The organism is Embleya sp. NPDC001921 (assembly GCF_053594475.1).
The window spans coordinates 88,111-109,472 of record NZ_JBSFEO010000013.1; the positions used below are offsets into that span (position 1 = coordinate 88,111).

At 72.1% G+C, this 21,362-nt stretch carries 10 protein-coding genes; 6 read left to right on the forward strand and 4 right to left on the reverse strand.

Annotated features, from left to right (window positions below; translation table 11 throughout):
• Positions 1–718 precede the first annotated feature (718 nt).
• The 4 genes from ACWCPW_RS17575 (at position 719) to ACWCPW_RS17590 (ending at position 13,103) form a co-directional block, all read left to right on the forward strand.
• The gene (locus ACWCPW_RS17575) at positions 719–10,972 is read left to right on the forward strand and encodes an amino acid adenylation domain-containing protein (RefSeq protein WP_449762450.1); all 10,254 of its coding nucleotides are present in this window, start codon (positions 719–721) and stop codon (positions 10,970–10,972) included.
• Positions 10,969–11,196 carry an MbtH family protein gene (locus ACWCPW_RS17580; protein ID WP_449762451.1) on the forward strand — a complete coding sequence of 76 codons (228 nt, stop codon included), beginning with the start codon at positions 10,969–10,971 and terminating at the stop codon, positions 11,194–11,196. Before ACWCPW_RS17575 ends, ACWCPW_RS17580 begins: the two co-directional genes overlap by 4 nt.
• 441 nt (positions 11,197–11,637) lie before the next feature.
• Positions 11,638–11,907: a hypothetical protein gene (locus tag ACWCPW_RS17585; protein ID WP_449762452.1), complete on the forward strand. Its 270-nt coding sequence runs from the start codon at positions 11,638–11,640 to the stop codon at positions 11,905–11,907.
• On the forward strand, positions 11,904–13,103 hold the full coding sequence (locus ACWCPW_RS17590; RefSeq protein ID WP_449762453.1) for an LLM class flavin-dependent oxidoreductase: 1,200 nt from the start codon (positions 11,904–11,906) through the stop codon (positions 13,101–13,103). Before ACWCPW_RS17585 ends, ACWCPW_RS17590 begins: the two co-directional genes overlap by 4 nt.
• 116 nt (positions 13,104–13,219) lie before the next feature.
• On the opposite strand, the gene ACWCPW_RS17595 is transcribed toward ACWCPW_RS17590, so the two are convergent.
• The 4 genes from ACWCPW_RS17595 to ACWCPW_RS17610 form a co-directional block, all read right to left on the reverse strand.
• The gene (locus ACWCPW_RS17595; protein WP_449762454.1) at positions 13,220–13,888 is read right to left on the reverse strand and encodes a response regulator; all 669 of its coding nucleotides are present in this window, start codon (positions 13,886–13,888) and stop codon (positions 13,220–13,222) included.
• A complete protein-coding gene (locus tag ACWCPW_RS17600; RefSeq protein WP_449762455.1) occupies positions 13,885–15,072 on the reverse strand; it encodes a sensor histidine kinase in 1,188 nt (395 codons plus the stop codon). Before ACWCPW_RS17600 ends, ACWCPW_RS17595 begins: the two co-directional genes overlap by 4 nt.
• A gap of 75 nt (positions 15,073–15,147) precedes the next feature.
• Positions 15,148–17,355, reverse strand: a complete 2,208-nt coding sequence (locus ACWCPW_RS17605; RefSeq protein WP_449762456.1) for an MMPL family transporter — start codon at positions 17,353–17,355, stop codon at positions 15,148–15,150.
• A 256-nt stretch (positions 17,356–17,611) separates the two neighbouring features.
• Positions 17,612–19,009: an ABC transporter substrate-binding protein gene (locus ACWCPW_RS17610; protein ID WP_449762457.1), complete on the reverse strand. Its 1,398-nt coding sequence runs from the start codon at positions 19,007–19,009 to the stop codon at positions 17,612–17,614.
• 723 nt (positions 19,010–19,732) lie between these two features.
• Here ACWCPW_RS17610 and ACWCPW_RS17615 point away from each other — a divergent pair.
• On the forward strand, positions 19,733–20,473 hold the full coding sequence (locus ACWCPW_RS17615; RefSeq protein WP_449762458.1) for a TetR/AcrR family transcriptional regulator: 741 nt from the start codon (positions 19,733–19,735) through the stop codon (positions 20,471–20,473).
• A gap of 205 nt (positions 20,474–20,678) precedes the next feature.
• A complete protein-coding gene (locus tag ACWCPW_RS17620; protein ID WP_449762459.1) occupies positions 20,679–21,350 on the forward strand; it encodes a TetR/AcrR family transcriptional regulator in 672 nt (223 codons plus the stop codon).
• Positions 21,351–21,362 lie beyond the last annotated feature (12 nt).

Genomic DNA, 21,362 nt, shown 5'->3' on the forward strand with positions numbered 1-21,362 from the left:
GCTCGGGCGACGACCAGGCGCGGGGCACAGTACCCCGGTCCCGTAGTCGGCGCCCCAGGGCATGACCATCACCGCGCCCGAGCCCGCCTGCTCGATCCGGCCCCGGGCGATGCGACGCACCCCGGCGGTGACCTGGACCCGGTCGTAGGCGCCGGCGTCCGAGTGTCCGAGTGTCCGAGTGTCCGAGGGTTCCGCCGGACACCGACATCACTCCACCGGATGCCGACCGCGTCGAGCGCGGCGACCCCTCACGGGACGACTTGCCGCGCCACGCCCGGCCGGAAGGCGACCGCGGTTGCGTGGCCGATCGGCCCGTGTGCCCGCCCGGCCGCCTCGGCCTGGTCGTGTGTCGAGCCGACGTTCGCCAGGTGTCGTCTCGGGCCCGCCAGGCGGCCCAGGGTTGTTCACTCGTTCGTGGTGCGCTGCGCAGTGGCTCGTTGCCCACTCGAATAACCCTCTGGTTGGCTTTTCGTATGTTCGGAGAAATGCCGCGCGGACGACAAGGCGCGGTCGGCGATCGGTGCACGGGCACGCACGGACGGCCCGCGCCGGAAGTCGCCACGCACGATGCGGATATGGCGGTCGCCGCTCTCGTGGCTTTCGTTCCTCGGCAGTGTTCGCCCGGGTGGCGCACCCGGCCGACCCCGCAGCCGTGGTCCCCTGTCCGTTGTCCGAGCCTCCCGGAGGTCTTGCGTTGTCCAGCCCTGGTGCCACGATCGTGTCCGATCCCGACCCGGAGCCCGGTTCGAACCCCGTGCAGGGGCGCGAGGGAGCCGTCTCCCGTACGCTGCCGCTGACCTCCGCGCAGCGGGAGTTCTGGCTCGCCGAGCAGCGTTCGCCCGGTGGGGGAGCGGCGTACCGGGTCGCGGAGTGCGTGGAGATCCACGGCCCGGTCGACGCCGCGCTGTTCGAGGCCGCGCTGCGGCAGACCGTGTCGGAGACCGAGGCGGTGGGGGCGCGCGTCATCGAGGGCGAGGATGGCCCGGTGCAAGTCGTGGACGCGGGCCCGGACTTGTCGCTTCCGTGTGTCGACCTCAGCCGTGACGCCTGCCCGGAGGCGGCGGCGCGGGAGTGGATGACAGCGGACATGGACACCCCCATGGATGTGTCTCGCGGCCCGTTGTTCCGGTTCGCGCTGCTTCGACTGGGGACGGATCGCTGGTGGTGGTACGGCAGCAGCCACCACCTGGTGATGGACGGCTTCGGTTTCGCCCTCGTCGCGCGCCGGGTCGCACGGGTGTACACGGCCATGGTCGCCGGAAGGGCGACGGGAGCCTCCCCGTTCGGGTCGCCGGCGTATCTGGTGCGGGCCGACCTGGACTACCGGACCTCGGGGCAGTACGACGCCGACCGCGCGCACTGGACGACAGTGCTCGCCGACCTGCCCGACCCGGCCCCGCTGCCCGCCCGGCCGGACCTCGCGCACACGGAAGTCGGCGCAGGCGACGGCCTGTGGTTTCCCGGTGCCGCCCGGAGGACCCAAGCGCGCCCGATGGCATCTCCGGAGGCGCTGCGCAAGGCGACCGAGCAGAGCGGGACACAGCGGTCGCGCTACGTCGTCGCCGCCGCGGCGGCGTACGCGCACCGGCTCACCGGCGCGCGGGACGTGCTGCTCGGCCTGGTCGTCTCCGGCCGTTCGCGGCGTGACCTGCTCAACATCCCGGGAGTACTGGCCAACGTCGTGCCGCTGCGCCTGAAGGTGCATTCGGCCATGCCGCTGGCCGAGTTGCTCTCCCGGGTCGACCAGGCGGTGGAGCAGGCGGTGGTGCACGAGCGCTACCGCGGCGAGGACATGACTCGCGACCTCGGCCTGCCCGACCGGATCGGCTCCCGGTTCTTCATGATCGTCAACGTCATGACGTTCGGCGCCTCCCTCACGTTCGCCGGCCACCGCTCCACGATGCACAACCTCTCCCGCGGAGCCGTCGCCGCCCCCACGCTCGTGGCCCTGGAGCAGCGGGACGGATCCGGGATGCGGCTGGAACTGCACGCCGACGCGGACCGATACGGCGACGCGGACCTGGTCGACCACCAAACGCGGTTGCTGCGCCTTCTGGACGCCGTGGCCACGGCCGACCCCGATCGGCGTGTCGGCGCGTTCGACCTGCTCTCCGACGGTGAGCGCCGCGAGCCGGCGGGCCGCCGCGACGAGGTGCCGGCCGACGTCGCGGACACCAGCGTGCCCGGGCTGTTCGAGGTCCGTGCTCGCGCCACCCCGGAGGCCGTCGCCGTCGTGTGCGGGGACGACGCCGTGACCTACGGGGAGTTGAACGCCCGTGCGAACCGGCTCGCGCACGCCCTGATCGCCCGCGGAGTCGGTGCCGAGGACATCGTCGCCCTCGTGCTGCCCCGCGGCGTCGAGATGATGACCGCGATCTTCGGCGTGCTCAAGGCCGGTGCCGCGTACCTGCCCATCGAACCCGGCTGCCCCGCCGCGCGGATCGCGGCCACGCTCGCCGACACCGGCGCGGCCCTGCTGCTCACCCATGCCGCGATCCGGGCCGCGATCGATCCCGCCCCGGGCACGGATTCGCTGCTGCTGGACGACCCTTCGACGGCGGCGCTGCTGAAGAACTGCCCCGATTCCGATCCCGTCGTCGCCATCGATCCCCGGCATCCGGCCTACGTCATCCACACCTCGGGGTCGACGGGCCGACCCAAAGGTGTGGTGATCCCGCACCGCAACGTGGTGCGGCTGCTCTCCACGACCCGAGACCTCTTCGCGTGCGGCCCGGACGACGTGTGGGCGCTGTTCCACTCCTATACCTTCGACGCCTCCGTCTGGGAGATCTTCGGCGCGCTGCTGCACGGCGGGCGCCTGGTCGTCGTCCCCCACGACACCACCCGCTCCCCGGGGAAGTTCCTGCGCCTGCTGGCCGACGAGCGCGTGACGGTGCTCTGCCAGACTCCGTCCGCGTTCCATCCCCTGATGCACGCCGACCGCGAAGCCCCACAGATCGGGCAGGCGCTGTCGCTGCGCACGGTGCTCCTCGGCGGCGAGGCCCTGGACCCCGCCCGCCTGGACGACTGGTACAGCCGCCACGGCGACGCCGCGCCCGTGCTGGTCAACATGTACGGCCCCACCGAGACCACGGTGTACGCCACCCACGCCGCGTTCGACCGGGAGACCGCCGCCGCGGCCGGCGCCAGCGTGATCGGCACCGCCCTGCCCGACCTGCGCGTCCACGTCCTCGACGCCGCCCTGCAGCCGGTACCGCCCGGCGTGCCCGGCGAGTTGTACCTCACCGGCGAAGGTCTCGCCCGCGGCTACCTCAACCGGCCCGGCCTCACGGCCGAACGCTTCGTCGCCTGCCCGTACGCGACGGCGGGCGAGCGGATGTATCGCACCGGGGACATGGTGAGCCGGCGCGCGGACGGCGCTCTGGTCTACCTCGGCCGCGCCGATCGGCAGGTCAAGATCCGCGGTTTCCGGATCGAACCCGGCGAGGTCGAAACCGTCCTCGTGGCGCATCCGGACGTGGTCCAGGCCGCCGTGATCGCCCGCGAGGACCGGCCCGGCGACAAGCGCCTGGTCGCCTACATCGTCCCGGCCCCGAGCGGTGCGCGGGCCCTGGAACTGCGTGAGCACGCGCGAGGGCACCTGCCCGACTACATGGTTCCGTCGGAGTTCACCACCCTGGACGCACTTCCCCTGACGGTGAACGGCAAGCTGGACACCGCCGCGCTACCGGCTCCCGAGCACCGTCCCGGCGCGGGCGGCCGGGCCGTGCGCACCCCACACGAACAGGTGCTGGGCGAGTTGTTCGCCGAGGTCCTCGGCGTGCCCCGGGTCGGTGCCGACGATTCCTTCTTCGACCTCGGCGGCCACTCCCTGCTCGCCACCCGCCTCATTTCCCGCCTGCGCGCGGTGCTGGACGTCGAGGTGGGGATCCGTACCCTGTTCGAGGCACCCACGCCGGCCGGCCTGGCCGCCCGGCTCGACGCGGCGGGGCGGGCCCGGCCCGGGCTGCGCCCGCAGCCGCGTCCGGCGCCGCTGCCGTTGTCGTTCGCTCAGCGCCGCCTGTGGTTCCTGCACCGCATGCACGGCCCCACACCCACCTACAACATCGCCCTCGCGCTGCGCCTGTTCGGGGACCTCGACCCGGCGGCGCTGGAGCAGGCCCTGGCGGACGTCGCCGTGCGACAGGAGAGCCTGCGCACCGTCTTCCCCCCGTCCGAGGACGGGCTGCCCTGTCAGCGGGTGCTGGACGAGAGGCGAATGCGTCGGCACCTGTCCCTGGCGGTGACGTCCGTGGGCGAGGCGGAGCTGGAGGCCCGGCTCGCGTCGGCGGCGCGCCGCGGCATCGACCTGGTGACCGAACCGCCGATTCGCGCCGAACTGTTCGCCCTGGCCCCGGACGAGCACGTGCTGTCGTTGGTGGTGCACCACATCGCCGGGGACGGCTGGTCGATGGGCCCACTGGCACGGGATCTGGCGGCGGCGTACACCGCGCGGCGCGGCGGTGAGGCACCCGGCTGGAAGCCGCTGCCGGTGCAGTACGCGGACTACACCCTGTGGCAGCGGGACCTTCTCGGGGAATCGGCGGATCCGGAAAGCCTGGTCGCCCGCCAACTGGCCTACTGGCGCCGGGCGCTGGCCGGCCTGCCCGAGCAACTCGCGCTGCCCGCGGACCGGCCCCGGCCCGCGGCGGCCACCCACCACGGCGCCACCGCCGACGTCACGCTGGGCGCCGACCTCCATGCCGCGCTGCTCGGCCTCGCCCGCGAACGCGGGGTGAGTCTGCACATGGTCCTCCAAGCGGGTCTCGCCGTCCTGCTCAGCCGGCTCGGTGCCGGGCACGACATCCCCATCGGCACCCCGATCGCCGGGCGCACCGACGAGGCCCTCGACGACCTGGTGGGGTTCTTCGTCAACACCCTGGTCCTGCGCACGGACACCAGCGGCGATCCCTCGTTCGGCGAAGTCCTCACCCGTGTTCGCGACACCAACCTGGCCGCCTACGCACACCAGGACCTGCCCTTCGAACGCCTGGTGGAAGAGCTGGCTCCGGCGCGTTCACTCGCGCACCACCCGCTGTTCCAGGTCATGCTCGTCCTGCAGAACACCCCCGCCGGGACATTCGAGCTTCCCGGCCTGCGGGTGAGCGGCCGGCCGACACCCACCGGCACGGCGCGCATGGACCTCACGCTCAGCCTCACCGAACAGCACACCCCCGACGGCGCCCCGAACGGGATCGCCGGCATCGTCGAATACGCCACCGACAGTTTCGACCCCGCCACCGTCGACGCGCTGACGGACCGGTGGAGGCGCCTGCTGGTGTCGGTGGCGGCCGACCCCGACCGGGCGATCGGCGACGTGGAGATCATGTCGGTACAAGAACGCCGGCGAGTGCTTCCGGAGTTCGACCGGACCGCCACCGCGACGCCGCAACGGTCGATGCCGGCACTGTTCGCCGCACAAGTGGAGGAGACACCGGACGCCCCGGCATTGATCGCCGGCGACGGCGAGTCGACCTATCGGGAGCTGAACGCCCGTGCCAACCGGCTCGCCCACGCCCTGATCGCCCGCGGCATCGGCCCCGAGGACATCGTCGCCCTCGTGCTGCCCCGCTCGGTCGACCTCGTCGTCGCGATCCTGGGCACGCTCAAGGCCGGGGCCGCCTACCTGCTCGTCGACCCGGGCTCCTCGGCCGCTCGCATCCGGTCGATGCTCGACGACGCCCGCCCCGCGCTCGTCGTCGACCACCCGGACACCGTCACCGCCTTGGGCGAGGAACGCCCGGCCACGGACCCGGGCATCGCGGTCGATCCCCGGCACAGTGCCTGTGTCATCTACGATTTCGACGCCACCGGTCGCCCCGAGGGCGTGACCGTCACCCACGCCGGCATCCCCCACCTGGCCGCCACCCGGGCCGAGCAGCTCGGACTCGGCGCCGGCAGCCGGGTGCCGGCCGCTCCCGCCTTCGACGTCTTCGTCCGGGACCTGTGCGCCGCCCTGCTGTCCGGCGCCACTGTGGTGCTCGCCCCGCCGGCCGACCCGATGTCCGCGCTCGCCGACCCGCCGTCGGGGCCGGCGCACGCCGCCGTAGCGGCGACGAGTGCCGCGTTCGCCCCCACCGGCTCCGCCCCGGCGATCGGCCGGCCCGGCGCAGGCATGCGCGCCTACGTGCTGGACGCCGCCCTGCGGCCGGTGCCGCCGGGAGTGATCGGGGAGCTGTACCTCGCCGGGGCGGGCTTGGCCCGCGGCTACCTGGGTCGGCCCGGCCGAACCGCCGAGCGGTTCGTCGCCTGCCCATGGGGGCGGCCCGGCGAACGCATGTACCGCACCGGCGACCTCGCGAAACGGCGCCCGCACGACAACGGACTGGATTTCCGCGGACGCACCGACGACCGGGTCGAGATCCGCGGTGTCCGCTTCCATCCCGGCGAGATCGAAGCCGTCCTGGCGGACCACCCGGACGTGGACCGGGCCGCCGTCGTCGTCCGCGAGGACCGGAACGGCGACAAACGCCTGGTCGCCTACCTGGTTCCCACCGCCGGCCGCATCGCGCACCCCTCGGACCTGAGGACGCACGCACGCGGGCATCTGGCCGAATCCATGATCCCCTCGACGTTCACGACCCTGGACGCCCTGCCGCTGACCACCGACGGCGAACTCGACCGCTCCGCGCTCCCCGCACCCGAACACCGCGCGGCCGAACACCAGCGAGCCCCACGCACCCCGCAGGAACGTCTGCTGTGCGAACTGTTCGCCGAAATCCTCGACCTTCCGCACGTGTTCGCCGACGACAACTTCTTCGACCTCGGCGGCCACTCCCTCCTCGCCACCCGCCTCACCTCCCGCATCCGCGCCGTCCTCGACACCGACGTGGAACTGCGCACCCTCTTCGAAGCCCCCACCCCAGCCGACCTGGCCGGGCGACTCGACCGGGGGAGCGCCGTCCGGCGGCCCGCCCTGGGCCGCGGGCAACGCCCCCCGAACGTGCCGCTGTCCTTCGCCCAGCGCCGCCTGTGGTTCCTGCACCGCCTCGAAGGCCCCAGCCCCACCTACAACATTCCCCTCGCGCTGCGCCTGACCGGCCGGCTGAACCGACAAGCCCTGCACGCCGCCCTCGCCGACGTGGCAGACCGACACGAGAGCCTGCGCACGGTATTTCCCCAGTCGGAAGACGCAGTGCCCCACCAGCGGGTGCTGGACGCGACGCAGACCCGCAGGCACCTGCGTCTGCCCGTCACCTCGCTCGACGAGAGCGACCTCGGGGAGCGGCTCGCCGCCGCCGCCCGGTACTCCTTCGATCTCGCCGTCGAACCGCCCCTGCGCGCGGAGCTCTTCGCCACCGGACCGGACGAGCACGTGCTGCTGCTCCTGGTGCACCACATCGCCGGGGACGGCTGGTCGAGGGGCCCGCTCTCGCGCGACCTGGCCCGCGCCTACGCCGCCCGGGCCCGCGGCGAGGAACCCGGATGGGAACCGCTGCCGGTGCAATACGCCGACTACACCCTGTGGCAGCACGATCTGCTCGGCGACCCGGCCCACCCCGACAGTCTCGCCGCCCGCCAACTCGCCTACTGGAAAGGCGCCCTGGACGGTCTGCCCGACCAGCTCGCACTCCCCTTCGACCGCCCCCGCCCCGCGGCCGCCACCCACCGCGGCGAGCACCTAGCCTTCGAACTCGACGCCGCGGTGCACGCCGCCCTGACCGATCTGGGCAGATGCCACGGCGCGAGCCTGTTCATGGTCCTGCAGGCCGGGCTCGCCGCCCTGTTCACCCGCCTGGGCGCGGGCACCGACATCCCGATCGGCAGCCCCATCGCCGGACGCACCGACCAAGCCCTCGACGACCTCGTCGGATTCTTCGTCAACACGCTCGTCCTGCGCGCCGACACCTCCGGCGACCCCACGTTCGCCGAACTCCTCGCCCGCGTCCGCGACAACGCCCTGACCGCCTACGCCCACCAAGACCTGCCGTTCGAGCAACTGGTGGAAGAACTCAACCCCACCCGGTCGCTGTCCCGACACCCCCTCTTCCAGGTGATGCTCGGCCTCCATCCCGCACCGGCACAAGACCTCGTCCTGCCGGGACTGCGCACGGGCGCGGTACCCCTGGACACCGGAACCGCCCGGGTCGACCTCGCGTTCGGCCTGGAGGAACGGTTCGGCCCCGGCGGCGATCCCGCCGGTGTGGACGGCACGCTCGAGTACGCCACCGACCTGTTCGACCGGTCCACGATCGAGACGCTGACCGCACGATGGACCCGACTGCTGCGGGCCGCCGCAGCCGATCCCGACACACCCATCGGCCGCATCGACCTGCTCTCCCAGGACGAGCGACACACGCTGCGGTCCGGCACCGGGCGGCCCGAGGCACAGGACGAGGGCGTGCCGTGGGCCGCACTGCCCGAGCTGTTCGCCCGGCGGGCGCGGGCCACGCCGGACGCGCCGGCCGTGATCGCCGGCGACACGACGGTGACCTACCGGGAACTGGACGAGCGCGCGAACCGCCTCGCGCACGCCCTGATCGACCGTGGGGTACGACCCGAGAACACGGTGGCGATCATGCTGGAACGCTCCCTCGACCTGGTCGCGGTCCTGTTGGCGGTCGTCAAGGCCGGAGCGGTGTACGTGCCGCTGGACCCGCGGTTCCCGCCCTCGCGCATCGACCTGATCATGCGCCGGACCGACGCGGTGCTGCTACTGACACCCGACACGCTGAGCACGCTCGAACAGGGCGACCACAGCGACGCCGACCCGGGCATCGCCTGCCATCCGCGCCGACTCGCGTACGTGATGTTCACCTCCGGGTCGACCGGCGAACCCAAGGGCATCGCCGTCACCCACCACGACGTGGCCGCGCTGGCACTGATCCCCACCTGGCGCGGCGGCGCGCACGAGCGGGTCCTGGCGCACTCGCCCACCGCGTTCGACGCCTCCACCTACGAACTGTGGACACCCCTGCTCAACGGCGGCACCGTCGTCCTCGCCCCACCCGACCCCCTCGACGTCGACACCCTCCACCGCGTCCTCACCCGCCACGCGGTCACCGCCGTGTTCCTCACCTGCGGACTGTTCCACCTGATCGCCGAACAGCAACCGCATTGCCTCGCCGGCGTGCGCGAGGTGTTGACCGGCGGCGACGTGGTCTCCCCTTCCGCCGTCGCCCGGATCCGGCAAGCCTGTCCCGGCACGGTGGTGGTCCACGTCTACGGCCCCACCGAGACGACGACGTTCGCCACCCACCACCGGCTCGGACCCGTGGTCGCCACCGATCGGCCGCTGCCGCTGGGCCACCCCATGCCCGGAATGCACGCCTGGGTCCTCGGCGCCGCCCTCGATCCGCTGCCGCCGGGAGTGACCGGCGAGCTGTACCTCGCCGGCTCGGGCGTCGCCCGCGGCTACCTGAACCGTCCGGGCCCGACCGCGGAGCGGTTCGTGGCGTGCCCGTTCGGCGCGGCCGGGGAACGGATGTACCGCACGGGCGACCTCGCCCGATGGCGTGGCGACGGCGCGGGCCTGGAATTTCGCGGACGAGGCGACCAGCAGATCAAGATCCGCGGGTTCCGCATCGAACCCGGCGAGATCGAAGCCGTTGTCACCGCGCACCCCGGCGTGGCCCAGGCCGTCGTCACCGCCCCCGAGGACCGACACGGCGACAAACGCCTCACCGCCCACCTGGTACCCACGCCGGGCGAGAGCCCGACGGTCGCACAACTGCGCGCGTACACGCGCGAGCACCTGCCCGAGTACATGGTCCCCTCGGCGTTCGTCTTCCTCGACGCCATGCCGCTGACCCCCAACGGCAAACCGGACCGCACGGCACTGTCCGCCCCCGAACACCGGTCGAACGCCGAGGACGACACCCGCACCGCTCCACGAACCCCCCACGAACAGGTCCTCGCCGAACTGTTCGCCGAGATTCTGGATGTGCCGGCCGTCGGGACCGACGACTCCTTCTTCGACCTCGGTGGCCATTCCCTTCTTGCCACCCGCCTCATCTCCCGCATCCGCGCCGTCCTCGGCGTCGACATCACACTCGGCACCCTCTTCGAGACACCCACCCCGGCCGGCCTGGCCGAGCGCGCGGGAACGGGACGCCCCGGTGACGTCATGGAGGTGGTACTGCCGCTGCGCCCGCACGGAAGCCGGCTGCCGCTGTGGTGCGTCCATCCCGCCGGCGGCGTCGGCTGGGCGTACGGCGGGCTGTTGCGCCACCTGCACCCGCAGCAACCCGTGTACGCGCTTCAGGCCCGTGGCTTGACCCACCCGGAACCGGCCCCCGCGTCGGTCGAGCAGATGGCCGCCGACTACCTGGAACAGATCCGCGAGGTGCAGCCGCAGGGGCCGTACCAGTTGCTCGGCTGGTCCGCCGGCGGACTGATCGCGCACGCCATCGCCACCGAACTGGCCACGCGCGGCGAGCACACGGCGTTGCTGGCCGTGCTCGACGCCTACCCCCTGTACGGGATCTCCCCTCACGCATCGACCCTTCAGCGCGGAGCGGAACACCTGGCTCTCGTTCTCGACGGTGACCCGGACGCCTCCACCCCGCTTCCGGCGACCTACGACGGGCTCGCCCGGGCGCTGCGCGAACGAGAGCATGTCCTGGCCGGTCTGCAGCCGCACCAACTCGCGGCCGTCGCGGCCGTGTTGGACCACAACGCCCTGGCCGCGCACGCGTTCACCCCCGGCGTGTTCGACGGGGACATGCTGGTGTTCAAGGCCACCACCGACCGCGATCCGCTCGCCCCCGAGCCCGCGGCGTGGCGCCCGCACGTCAGCGGGCGGATCGAGGTGCTCGAGATCGCCGCCCGCCACAACGGGCTGATGCAGCCGGACGCGCTCGCCCGGATCGGCCCCGCCCTCGCGGCTCGCCTCGACCGGATCGCCGCGACCGTCCCGGCCGGCACGCCCGACCCCGACGCCGACGCCGACGCCGACCCCGCTCCCGACCCCGACCTCGCTCCCGCCGGTGCACCGGCACCGGCAGCGCACAACCGGAAAGAGCCGACATGACCCACACCACCAACCCCTTCGAGGACAACGACGCCACCTACCTCGTCCTGGTCAACGACGAGAACCAGCACTCACTGTGGCCCGCCACCCTCGACGTCCCCGCCGGATGGACCGTGGCGCATCCCGAGGACAGCCGCCAGTCCTGCCTCGACCACATCGAACGCACCTGGACCGACATGCGCCCGCAAAGCCTGATCAACGCCATGAACACCCAGGGGACATAGGTCACGAGCCGGCGATTCCGGTCGCGCCGGCGCCGCGTGGGCGGCGCAACCGCCGTTTTGACCGTGGCCTCACCGGGGGAGCCCCCGGGCGGCCGCGGGTTCCGCGGACATCGGCGTCGACGGCGGCCCGGGCCGGCCGGCCAGGCGGAGCGACGGACCCGGCCGGGGCCCGGTCATCGCTCCCCTGGTGGCGCGCGAGTCGATGTGATCGACGCCATGTCGGGTCGGATTGACCTTCGCATAAGTGTGAAGGTTCGATCATGCGGGCCATGCGCATTCACATTACGCGGCCCGGGGCGCCGGCCCCGGGTCATGGCCGAGCCGAGCCGGCGCGCCGCCACCGCGGCAGGCGGGCGGTCGCGTCGTGCCGGTGAAGCAGATCCATCTCGCGACGCGACTGCCCGCCGATGGCGGGAACTCGCCGACGCGCGGGGGCTGAACATGCGCGAACTGGTCATCGAGGTCACCGGACAACCGACGTTCGTCGGCACCGCAGATGAAATCGCCCGAGCCATCGACGAGTTCGTCCAGAGCGACGCCGCGGACGGCTTCGTCTTCGTCCCCCACCCCACACCCACCGGACCGGACGAACCGGTCGACCGGGTGATCCCACCGCTCCGGGAGAAGGGTGTCTTCCGCACGGACTGCACCGGCGCCACACTCCGCGACCACCTCGGCCTGAAAGCGCCACGCGCGAAGGAGACATCGTGACCCCGCTGCACCTCGCCGTCGCGCTGGACGGTGCCGGCTGGCACCCCGCGGCCTGGCGTGAGCCGGACGCCCGGCCCGCCGACCTGTTCACCGCCCGCTACTGGGCCGACCTGGTCGCCGAGGCCGAACGCGGGCTGCTCGACTTCGTCACCTTCGAGGACGCGCTCGCCATGCAATCCGCCTCGTTCGAGCGGTCCGACGACCGCACCGACCAGGTGCGTGGCCGACTGGACGCGGTCCTGCTCGCGGCCACCCTCGCCCCGCTGACCTCCCACATCGGACTCGTCGCGACCACGAACGTCACCCACACCGAACCGTTCCACGTCGCGACCGGGATCGCCACGCTCGACCACGCGAGCCGCGGCCGCGCGGGCCGGCGTCCGCAAATCTCCTCGCGAGCCGCCGACGCCACCCACTTCGGCAGGCGTACGACACCCGCCCTGACCCCGGACGACATCCGCGAGACGGAACTGATCGCCAAGCGCCTGCGCGCCTTGTTCGGCGAGGCCGCCGACGTGGTCGAGGTCGCCCGCCGGCTGTGGGACAGCCGGGAGGACGACGCGGAGATCCGCGACGCGGCGACCGGACGCTTCATCGACCGCGACAAACTGCACCACATCGACTTCGTCGGCGAACACTTCAGCATCCGCGGCCCTTCGATCACCCCGCGCCCGCCCCAGGGCCAACCACCGGTCACCGTCCTCGCCCATGCCTCCGTACCGTACGAACTGGCCGCGGCGGCCGCCGACGTCGTCTACCTCACGCCGCACTCCCGCGCGGACATCGCGACCATCCTCGGCGAGGTCGACAAGGCCAAAGCCAAGGTCGGACGACCGGTTGACCAACCGCTGCGGAGATTCGCCGACCTGGTGGTCTTCCTGGACGACCAACCCGGCGCCGCAGCCCGGCGCAAGCGCCGCCTCGACGGCCTGGACGGCGCCGCCCTGGCCTCCGACGCGGACATTTTCACCGGCACCCCGGGCGAATTGGCCGACCTGCTTCTCGACTGGAGCGCGGCGGGCCTCGACGGCTTCCGCCTACGCCCCGCGGCCCTGCCCCACGACCTGACGGCGATCACCACCGCCCTGGTCCCCGAGCTTCGGCAACGCAAGGCCTTCCGTACCGGCTACACCACGACCACCCTGCGGGCCCGCCTCGGCCTTCCGCGAGCCGTCAACCGGTACACACGGCACTGACGGGCCGGCCTTCGTGGGCCCCTCAAGGCGGTGACCTTGTACCGCCGAGTCGGTGTGCGGGTGGCGCCGTGACCCGTTGTCCGGCAATGACGAGGTCGGCTGCCGGGATCGCAGGTTCAGGCTCCGGGTTTCACGAGGCCGGTTTGGTAGGCGATGACGACGAGTTGGGCGCGGTCGCGGGCGCCGAGCTTGGTCATGGCCCGGTTGACGTGGGTCTTCGCGGTGACCGCGGTGACGTGCAGGCGTTCGGCGATGTCGCTGTTGGACAGGCCCAGCGCGGTGAGGGTCGTGACCTCGCGTTCGCGCGGGGTCAGGAGGTCGAGTCGGCGGGTGGTGCGCGGGTCGGCGGCGGTGGGTTGGGCGACGACCCGGGCGATGAGTTGGCGGGTGGCGGTGGGCGAGAGCAGGGCGTCGCCGGCGGCGACGGTGCGGATGGCGTCGAGGAGGTCGGGCGGGTCGACGCCTTTGCCCAGGAAGCCGGCGGCACCGGCGCGCAGGGCGTCGACGACGTGTTCGTCGACCTCGAAGGTGGTGAGGATGAGGATCTTGACGCCGGCGAGGTCCTCGTCGGCACCGATGCGAGCGGTGGCCTCGATCCCGTCGAGGACGGGCATGCGGATGTCCATCAGGACCACATCGGCGCGTTCGGTGCGCGCGAGTTCGACTGCCTCGGCGCCGTTGGAGGCCTCACCGACGACTTCCATGTCCGGGTCGCTGTCGATGAGGAGTTTGAAGGTGCCGCGCAGGAGTGCCTGGTCGTCGGCGAGGAGGACGCGGATGGTCATCGGGGGGCTCCGGCGCTTCCGGGGGCGATGGGTAGGGGGAGTTCGGCCGTGACGCGGTATCCACCCCGGTCACCCGTGCCTGTGTCGAGGGTGCCGCCGAAGGCGTGCGCGCGTTCGCGCATGCCGATCAGGCCGTGTCCGTCGTGGTCGGTGGCGCCGGCCCGGCTTCCCCGGCCCGTGTCGGTGATGTCGACGCGAAGGGTGCGCTCGCCGTAGTCCAGGTGGACGTGGGCGGTGGCGGGTCCGGCGTGCTTGGCCGTGTTGGTGAGCGCTTCCTGGATGATGCGGAACGCGGCGAGTTCGACGGACGGCGTCGCCGGCCGCGGCGTGCCGGTGACGGTGATCTCGATCGGCAGGCCGGTGCGGCGAAACGCCTCGGCGAGTTCGTCGAGGTCGGCCGGCGTCGGCGAGGGGGTGCGTGGGTGGGCGTCCCCGTCTTGGCGCAACAGGCCTACGGTGGCCCGTAGTTCGTCCAGGGCGGCCCGGCTGTTGTCGGTCAGTTGTCCCAGCGCCCGGTAGGCGGCCTCGGGGTCGGTCAGCACCAGATGCCGGGCGACGCCGGCCTGGGCGTTGACCAGGGTGATGTGGTGGGCGACGACATCGTGCAGGTCACGGGCGATGCGTACGCGCTCGGCGGCGACCCGCCGGGCGGCTTCGTCCTCGCGGGTGCGTTCGGCGTGCTCGGCGCGGTCGTGCAGCGTGGCCAGGTAGGCGCGCCGTGAACGGGTGGTGTCCCCGACGGCGACGGCGAGTACGAGTACGTCGAACCACGCGAGCGTGCCCGTATCGAGGATGCCTTCGGATCGGGACGCGGCCAGCGCCGCGGTCATGCCCACGCAGGCGGCCAGGCCGATGGCCCAGGCTCGAGCCCGGGGCAGCCGCGAGGCCACGGTGTAGAGGGCGACGAGGCTCGCACCCGGCACCAGGACCGGGTCCGCGACGACGGCGAGTTGCAGGCCTTCGACCGCCACTACGGCGGCCAGGGCAACCACGGGCGCGCGGGTGCGCCACACCAGCGGCACACACGCGGCGGCGGTCCACAGCACCGGGGCGGCGCGTGGACCGTGCCACCCGGACGGGCCGGCCATGGAGGCGAAGACCGCCAGTACCACCAGCAGCACGGCCGGGAGCGCGTCACGCGCCCGGGGGTGCCGGGCGAGGTGGTTCCGCGCCGACTTGATCATCTGCACTCCTGCACGGTACGCAGCCGGGACCGGCACGCGGTGGAACGCGCCGATCCCGGAGACGGATGTGGCCGCTCAGCGCCCGGCGGACACCGGGTGGTCGACGGGCTGGACGGGCCGGACGGGTTCGTCGGGCTCGGGCGCGCCTTCGACGGAGATCCGAGGCAACGCCTTGTCCAGCCATCGGGGCAGCCACCAGTTGGCCCGGCCGAGCAGGTGCATCAACGCGGGTACCAGGACCATGCGTACCACCAGCGCGTCCAGGGCGATGGCGGCCGCGAGGCCGACGCCGAACGTCGCGATCACCCGCATGCCGCCGCCGGCGAACGCGGCGAACACGGTGAACATGATGGCCGCCGCGACCGCGATGACCTGGCCGGTCTCGGCCTGGCCGACCCGCACCGCGTGGTGGTTGTCACGGGTACGGGTCCATTCCTCGTGCATGCGACTGACCAGGAAGACCTGGTAGTCCATGGACAGTCCGAACATCACGCCGATGACCAGGATGGGTACGAACGCCTCGATCGGCCCGGCCGAGCCGACTCCCAGGAGTTCGCTGCCGAAGCCGTGCTGGAACACCAGCACGATCGTCCCGAGCGCGGCTCCCAGGGTCAGGATGTTGGTCAGCGCGCCGATCAGCGGCACCAGCACGCTGCGGAAGGCGATGGTCAGCAGGATGAAGCCGAGCGCCGCGATGATGCCGATGAACAGCGGGAGTTCGGCCACCACGGCCGCGGCGAAGTCGTTGCTCGACGCGGTGGCGCCACCCACATATACGCGTAGGTCGCTGTGTTGCTCCGCGGCCGGGATGACGTCGTCGCGCAGCCGCTCGATCAGGTCGGTGGTCTGCTTGGACTGCGGGGAGCCGTCCGACACCACCGAGACGACCGAGAACGTCCGTCCGGGCGAGGCCGCAGGGGCATTCACCGCGGCGACGCCGTCGGTGTGCGCGAGGCGGTCCATCAACCGGGTCAACCCCTGGCGAGCCGCGTCGTCGGGTGTCTGGACGGCCAGCACGAGCGGGCCGTTGAAGCCGGGGCCGAACCCGTCCGCCAGCATGTCGTACGCCTTCCGGCTCGAGGACGACGTCGGGTTGTTGCCCGCGTCGGCCGCGCCGAGCCGCAAGGACAGGGCCGGGATCGCGCACACGGTCACGATCAGCAGGGCGACCGCACCCAGCCGCTTGGGGTGGCGCCGGACCTTCGCGGACCAACGCCCCCAGATCCCGGCCGCGTCGTGCTGTCGCCGGGGCCCGTTCGCCGCGAGGTCCCGTCGTTGACGGCGGCCGAGTACCCGCGGACCGAGCATGCCCAACAGGGCCGGCAGCAGTGTGACGGCGGCGAGCACCGTCAGCGTCACGGTCAGCGCCGCGCCCAGCGCCATGCCGCTGAGGACGCCGATGCCCAGGGTGAGCATGCCCAGGAGGGCGATCACCACCGTCAGTCCGGCGAACACCACGGCCCGCCCGGAGGTGTCCAGGGCCCGCGCCACGGACGCGCCCACGTCGGCGCCGGCCATGAGGTTGCGGCGGTGCCGGTTGACGATGAACAAGGCGTAGTCGATGCCCACCCCGAGCCCGATCAACGCCCCCAACGTCGGAGTGACGTCCGACAGTGTCATCACGTGACTCAGCAGCATGGTGGCCGGCATCGCGGTGAGCACACCCGCCACGGCCGTCACGATCGGCAGAGCCGCCGCCCACGCGGAGCGAAACACCAGGAACAGCACCATCGCGGCGAGCGCGACGCCGATGATCTCGCTCGACTTCGACGCCTTCGGGGCCTCGGTGAAGGTCTTGCCGCCGAGTTCCACCCGCACGTTGTCGGTGCGGGCGTCGCCGGCGATCTGCTCGACCCTGTGGACGTCCGCCTTGTCGAGGCCGTCGCCGTCCCCGGCGAATTTCACCGTGGCGTAGGCCGTGTCCCGGTCTTCGCTGACCTGACCGGTGCCCCCGGCCGTGTAGGGACTCTCCACGGCCACCACGCCGGGCGCGTGGGCGATGGTGTCGAGCACGGCGCTCATGTGTTCGCGCACGCCGGGCGCGGTCGCGTCGGAGCCGTCGACGGTCTGCCAGACCACGATCCCGCTCGCACCCGCCGCGGCCGGCGCGTGTGCCCGCATCAGCTCGATTGCCGTCGCCGACTCGGTGTTCGGCATCTTGGAGTCGTTGCCGAACCGGGCCCCGGCGGACAGCGCCGAAACCCCGAGGGCGAAAAGTACCCCCGCCCACACGAGAACGACGAGCAGTCGGTGCTTGTGGCACCAACGGGCGAGCGGGGACATGGAGCCTCCGGGGAATCTTGCGGGTGACGGGGTACGCGCGAGCCCTGATGCGGCGGGCGTGCCGGGGAGTCTCGGCTGCCCGTCGACCAACCAAAGGTCGGCGCCGGCCACCACGATGCCCGGCGCGGGTCCCGCTCGTCGTCGCCCGAACGCAGTCGTTTGCGCCTACTGCGATCGCGGCAGACCGGGTCACGCCGCACGTGGCGGCTCCTGCCCCCACCTGCTGCGTCGACGGTGCCTTCGCGGGCGGCGGAGATCAGCGTCGCAGGCCTATGCGGTCGAAGAGGACGAGGCCGTCGCTGTGAGGCTGGATTCCGGTGATGGAGGGTGCGAAGACGACGGTGTTGGCGGCCTCTTGGTAGACCCAGAAGGGGAGGTCTTCATTGAGTCGGACCTGGACGCGCGTGTAGGCGTCGCGGCGCGTGGCGGGGTTGATCGCAAGCCGGCCCGCGTTCATCGCCTCGGTGACCGCGGCGTTGGAGTACCCGCTGATGTTGGTGAGGCTGCCGGGGCGCAGGAAGTCGTACAACACCGGTTCGGGGTCGCTCATCCACAGACCGGTCACGGCCATGTCGAAGTCCCCGGAGACGTTCCGGCGGATGAGGGTGGCGGTATCGACGTCGTCGATCTGCAGGTGGACGCCGGGGAAGCGCTCGACCTGCCGCTGGATGTAGGAGGCTTGGGAGTCGGGGTTCCCGCCGCCCACGGCGACGAAGGTGAAGCGGAAGGGTCGGGTCCCGCCGCTGGTGAGTTTGTCGAAACCCGCGCGGGCGGCTTCGGGGTCGTCGTCGCGCGCCGTGAGCCGGCCGTTGGCGAGTTGTGAGGTGGTGTCGAAGATCCCCTGTGCGGGGGTGCCGACGCCCTGGAAGAAGCGGCGGTCGATGTCGCCCGCGCTGAGGCTGTTCACGACGGCCTTGCGGGCGGCCAGGTCGTTGAACGGCGGCCTGCGGGTGTTGAAGACGAGCATGCGGCCGCCGCCGAGTTGTAGGGGGACGACGCCGAGCTTCTTGGTTGTCGCCTCCGTCGCCTGCGCCGGGTCGCTGACGGTGGTCAGGTCGAAGTTCTTGGCCGCTATCGCTTCGGCCGGGGTTTTCCCCGCCGAGGGGACGGTGACCTCGACCTGGTCGAGGTAGGGGCGGCCGGGCTGCCAATAGTGGGGGTTCCTGCGCAGCGTCAACCGCCGGCCGGGAACGCGTTCGGCGAGGACGAAGGGGCCCGCGCCGACGGGTTTGGTGCGCAGGGACACCAGGTCGGTCAGGGTGCGCGGAGAGGCGATGTAGGCGAGGTTGTTCGCGACCGCACGGTCGAAGTGCGCGTTGGGGCCGGGGAGTTCGATGGTGAGGCGGAGAGGGTCGGCGACGGTGAGTTTGAGGCCGGTGGCGGCGATCGCGCCGGCGGACCCGATGGTGGGATCGGCGTGAACCCGCCAGTTCGCCTTGACCGCGGCGGCATCGAACGGCAGGCCGTCGGAGAAGGTCACTCCGGGGCGGATGACGAGGGTCCAGGTGCGTGCGTCGAGGGAGGGGCTGAGCGACTCGGCGATGTGCGGCCGGATGGTGCCGGTGGCGGGGTCCGCCCACACCAGGGGGTCGTAGATCGCGGCGAGCAGGTGTCCGTAGGCGACCGCGTAGGAGGGAGTGGTGAACGGGTCCAAGGATGGTGGATCCGTCGGCACCGCCACACGCAGCACCCCGCCTGGTCCGGGCGTCGACCACGGGTCGGGGCTTGGCTGCCCCGGTGACCCGCAGGCGGTTGCCACCAGCACGGTCGCCGCCGCGACGGCGAGAGCCCGCCGACGACGGCGGCGGAAGTGAGTGAAGCGACACCCGGGGGAGAAGCGGAGCACGGTGCCTACCAAGGAGTTGGGGGCTGCGAGGTCGGCAGCCCGCGAAGAATGACCGAAGTGGCGCGCGGGCTCGGCACTCCCCGCGCGTTCGTCCGATCGACGGTCCGGCGCCCTGGAGCGGGTCAGTGGACGGCGACGTCGACCGCCTCGAGCGCCGGAGCGTAGCGGAGGTGGTCGTCGTTGCTTGCCGCAGGCATTTAGTGTAGTGAGTACGTTATTTTGATTCGGCGACGACATGGCGCCCGGGCATCGCTTTCGGCCCGCCCTCGACGGTGTACGCGCGCACCGGGCCGGCGCGTCCCGGATGCTTCGGGGGAGCCCGGAGTCACGGCGGCCTCGGAGTCCGGTTCGCGGGTCGCTTCGGGTGGTTCCCGAGCGGCATCGGTAATGCCGTACGCTAATTGGTGGTGGCCAGTGCGTGTAATCGGCACACGGGTTCGCGCCGGTGCGTTCGGCGTACACGGCCGGGCCGCGCGTAGCTTGCGGAGCGTACGCTCGGCACCGGTGAAATGCGCGGTGAAAGGGACATCGATGACTCAGCCGGCAAAGGCCGCGGCCACGCGCGGTCGTGGCCGTCCGCCGCGACTGTCCCGCGAGAAGATCGTCGATGCCGCCGTGGCACTGGTCTACGAGAATCCGGGCACGCCGCTGACGATCAAGCGGGTGGCGGAAGCCGCCGACTCGGCGCCGATGGCGCTGTACCGGTACTTCCCCGACCGCGACGACCTGCTCCACGCGGTGGCCGACCGGGTGGCGTCCGACATGCGGTTCGACAAGCCGACGGGCGCGACCTGGCAGGAGCAGTTGCGCGGCTGGATGCTGCTGAGCATGGACCACCTGCGGCCCTATCCACAGTTGCTGCCGTACATCGCCTCCACCCGTCAACCGAGTTGGCTGCCGTCCTTCGCACTGCTGACCGAGATGCTGCGGCCGTTGAAACTGGGCGATGAGGATCTGGCCATGGCCATCGCTCTCATCGGCACGACCATCATGGGCCAGGCGACCTTGGCCGCCTCGCGCGTCCCCGCGGCCGAGATGTCCGCCGTCCTGCGGGAGGCGCTCGACGAGGCGGATCCGGCGGAGAAGGCCGAGGTGGGCCCGGTGGTCGACGCGCTGCCCGGTGCTTTCGACCGCCTTTACGACGTTGTCATCGACATCACCATCGCGGCGGTCGAGTCCCTCGCCGAGGACACCTCCGGGATGGGCCCCACGGCGAAGCGGGTCCGCAAGGCGCCGACAAACCCGATATTCAGCAGCGCTTCGTCGGCGTAGACGGATGGTCCTCTCGCGTCGCGGTCTTCGCCGACCTCGACGCCGTCATCCCGTCGAGCCGCCGGGCCCGGTGGCTGGGTCAAAAGCTGCGGGCGCCGTGCTCAGCCCGCGAGTTCCGGCTCCGCGGAGAGGGACTGCTCGGCCCACCCGATCGTTCCCGGGTCACCGATGTCGGACGTCTTCGTCGGATCGGTAGGCTGGCGACATGCCCGTCCCCGCGCGCCGATCCTCCGATTCCGCGGGCCGCCCCTCGGCCCCGGACCTTCGTGCCCAGCAGAAGCGGTACACACGGCAGCGACTGATCGCGGCCGCGGCCGGTCTGTTCGAGGCGAAGGGCTACGAGGCCACGACCGTCGACGACATCGTTGCCGAGGCGGGAGCCGCCCGGGCCACGTTCTACCTGCACTTCACCGGGAAGGGCGACATCGTCGCCGAGCTGGCCGACCGCATCTGGGCGGACACGGCCGCGATGTTCGCCGCGTTCGGCGAACTGCCCGACTGGTCGCACGCGAGCATCCGGGCGTGGTTGGGCACTTACGTCACGCGGGGCGAGGAGAACCGGCAGGCGCTGCGGATCTTCGCCGAGCAACTGCCGCACGCATTGCGCGACCAGCACCAGGAGCACGTCAAGGAGTTCGTCGCCCTGCTCACCCGGCCGCCCGAGCGCTGGGCACACTTCTCCAAGCCGGAGGCCAAGCGGCGCGCCTACCTGCTGATCACGCAGTTGGAGACGTTCATGCCCTCGTGGATGGCGGGCCGCTGGAGCCGGGAACGCTCCGCCATCCTCGACACGCTGACCACCATCTGGCGCAACACCCTCGAGGCCGAGCACAACGATCCCCGCGCGGACGTCGATCCTCCGACCGCGCGCGGGTGACCGACGCCGAGC

Excerpts from the sequence above, each read along its gene's own strand:
- ACWCPW_RS17595 (WP_449762454.1), bottom strand. The coding sequence starts at position 13,888 with ATGACCATCCGCGTCCTCCTCGCCGACGACCAGGCACTCCTGCGCGGC.
- ACWCPW_RS17600 (WP_449762455.1), bottom strand. The coding sequence starts at position 15,072 with ATGATCAAGTCGGCGCGGAACCACCTCGCCCGGCACCCCCGGGCGCGT.
- ACWCPW_RS17615 (WP_449762458.1), top strand. The coding sequence starts at position 19,733 with ATGACTCAGCCGGCAAAGGCCGCGGCCACGCGCGGTCGTGGCCGTCCG.
- ACWCPW_RS17605 (WP_449762456.1), bottom strand. The coding sequence starts at position 17,355 with ATGTCCCCGCTCGCCCGTTGGTGCCACAAGCACCGACTGCTCGTCGTT.
- ACWCPW_RS17620 (WP_449762459.1), top strand. The coding sequence starts at position 20,679 with ATGCCCGTCCCCGCGCGCCGATCCTCCGATTCCGCGGGCCGCCCCTCG.
- ACWCPW_RS17585 (WP_449762452.1), top strand. The coding sequence starts at position 11,638 with ATGCGCGAACTGGTCATCGAGGTCACCGGACAACCGACGTTCGTCGGC.
- ACWCPW_RS17580 (WP_449762451.1), top strand. The coding sequence starts at position 10,969 with ATGACCCACACCACCAACCCCTTCGAGGACAACGACGCCACCTACCTC.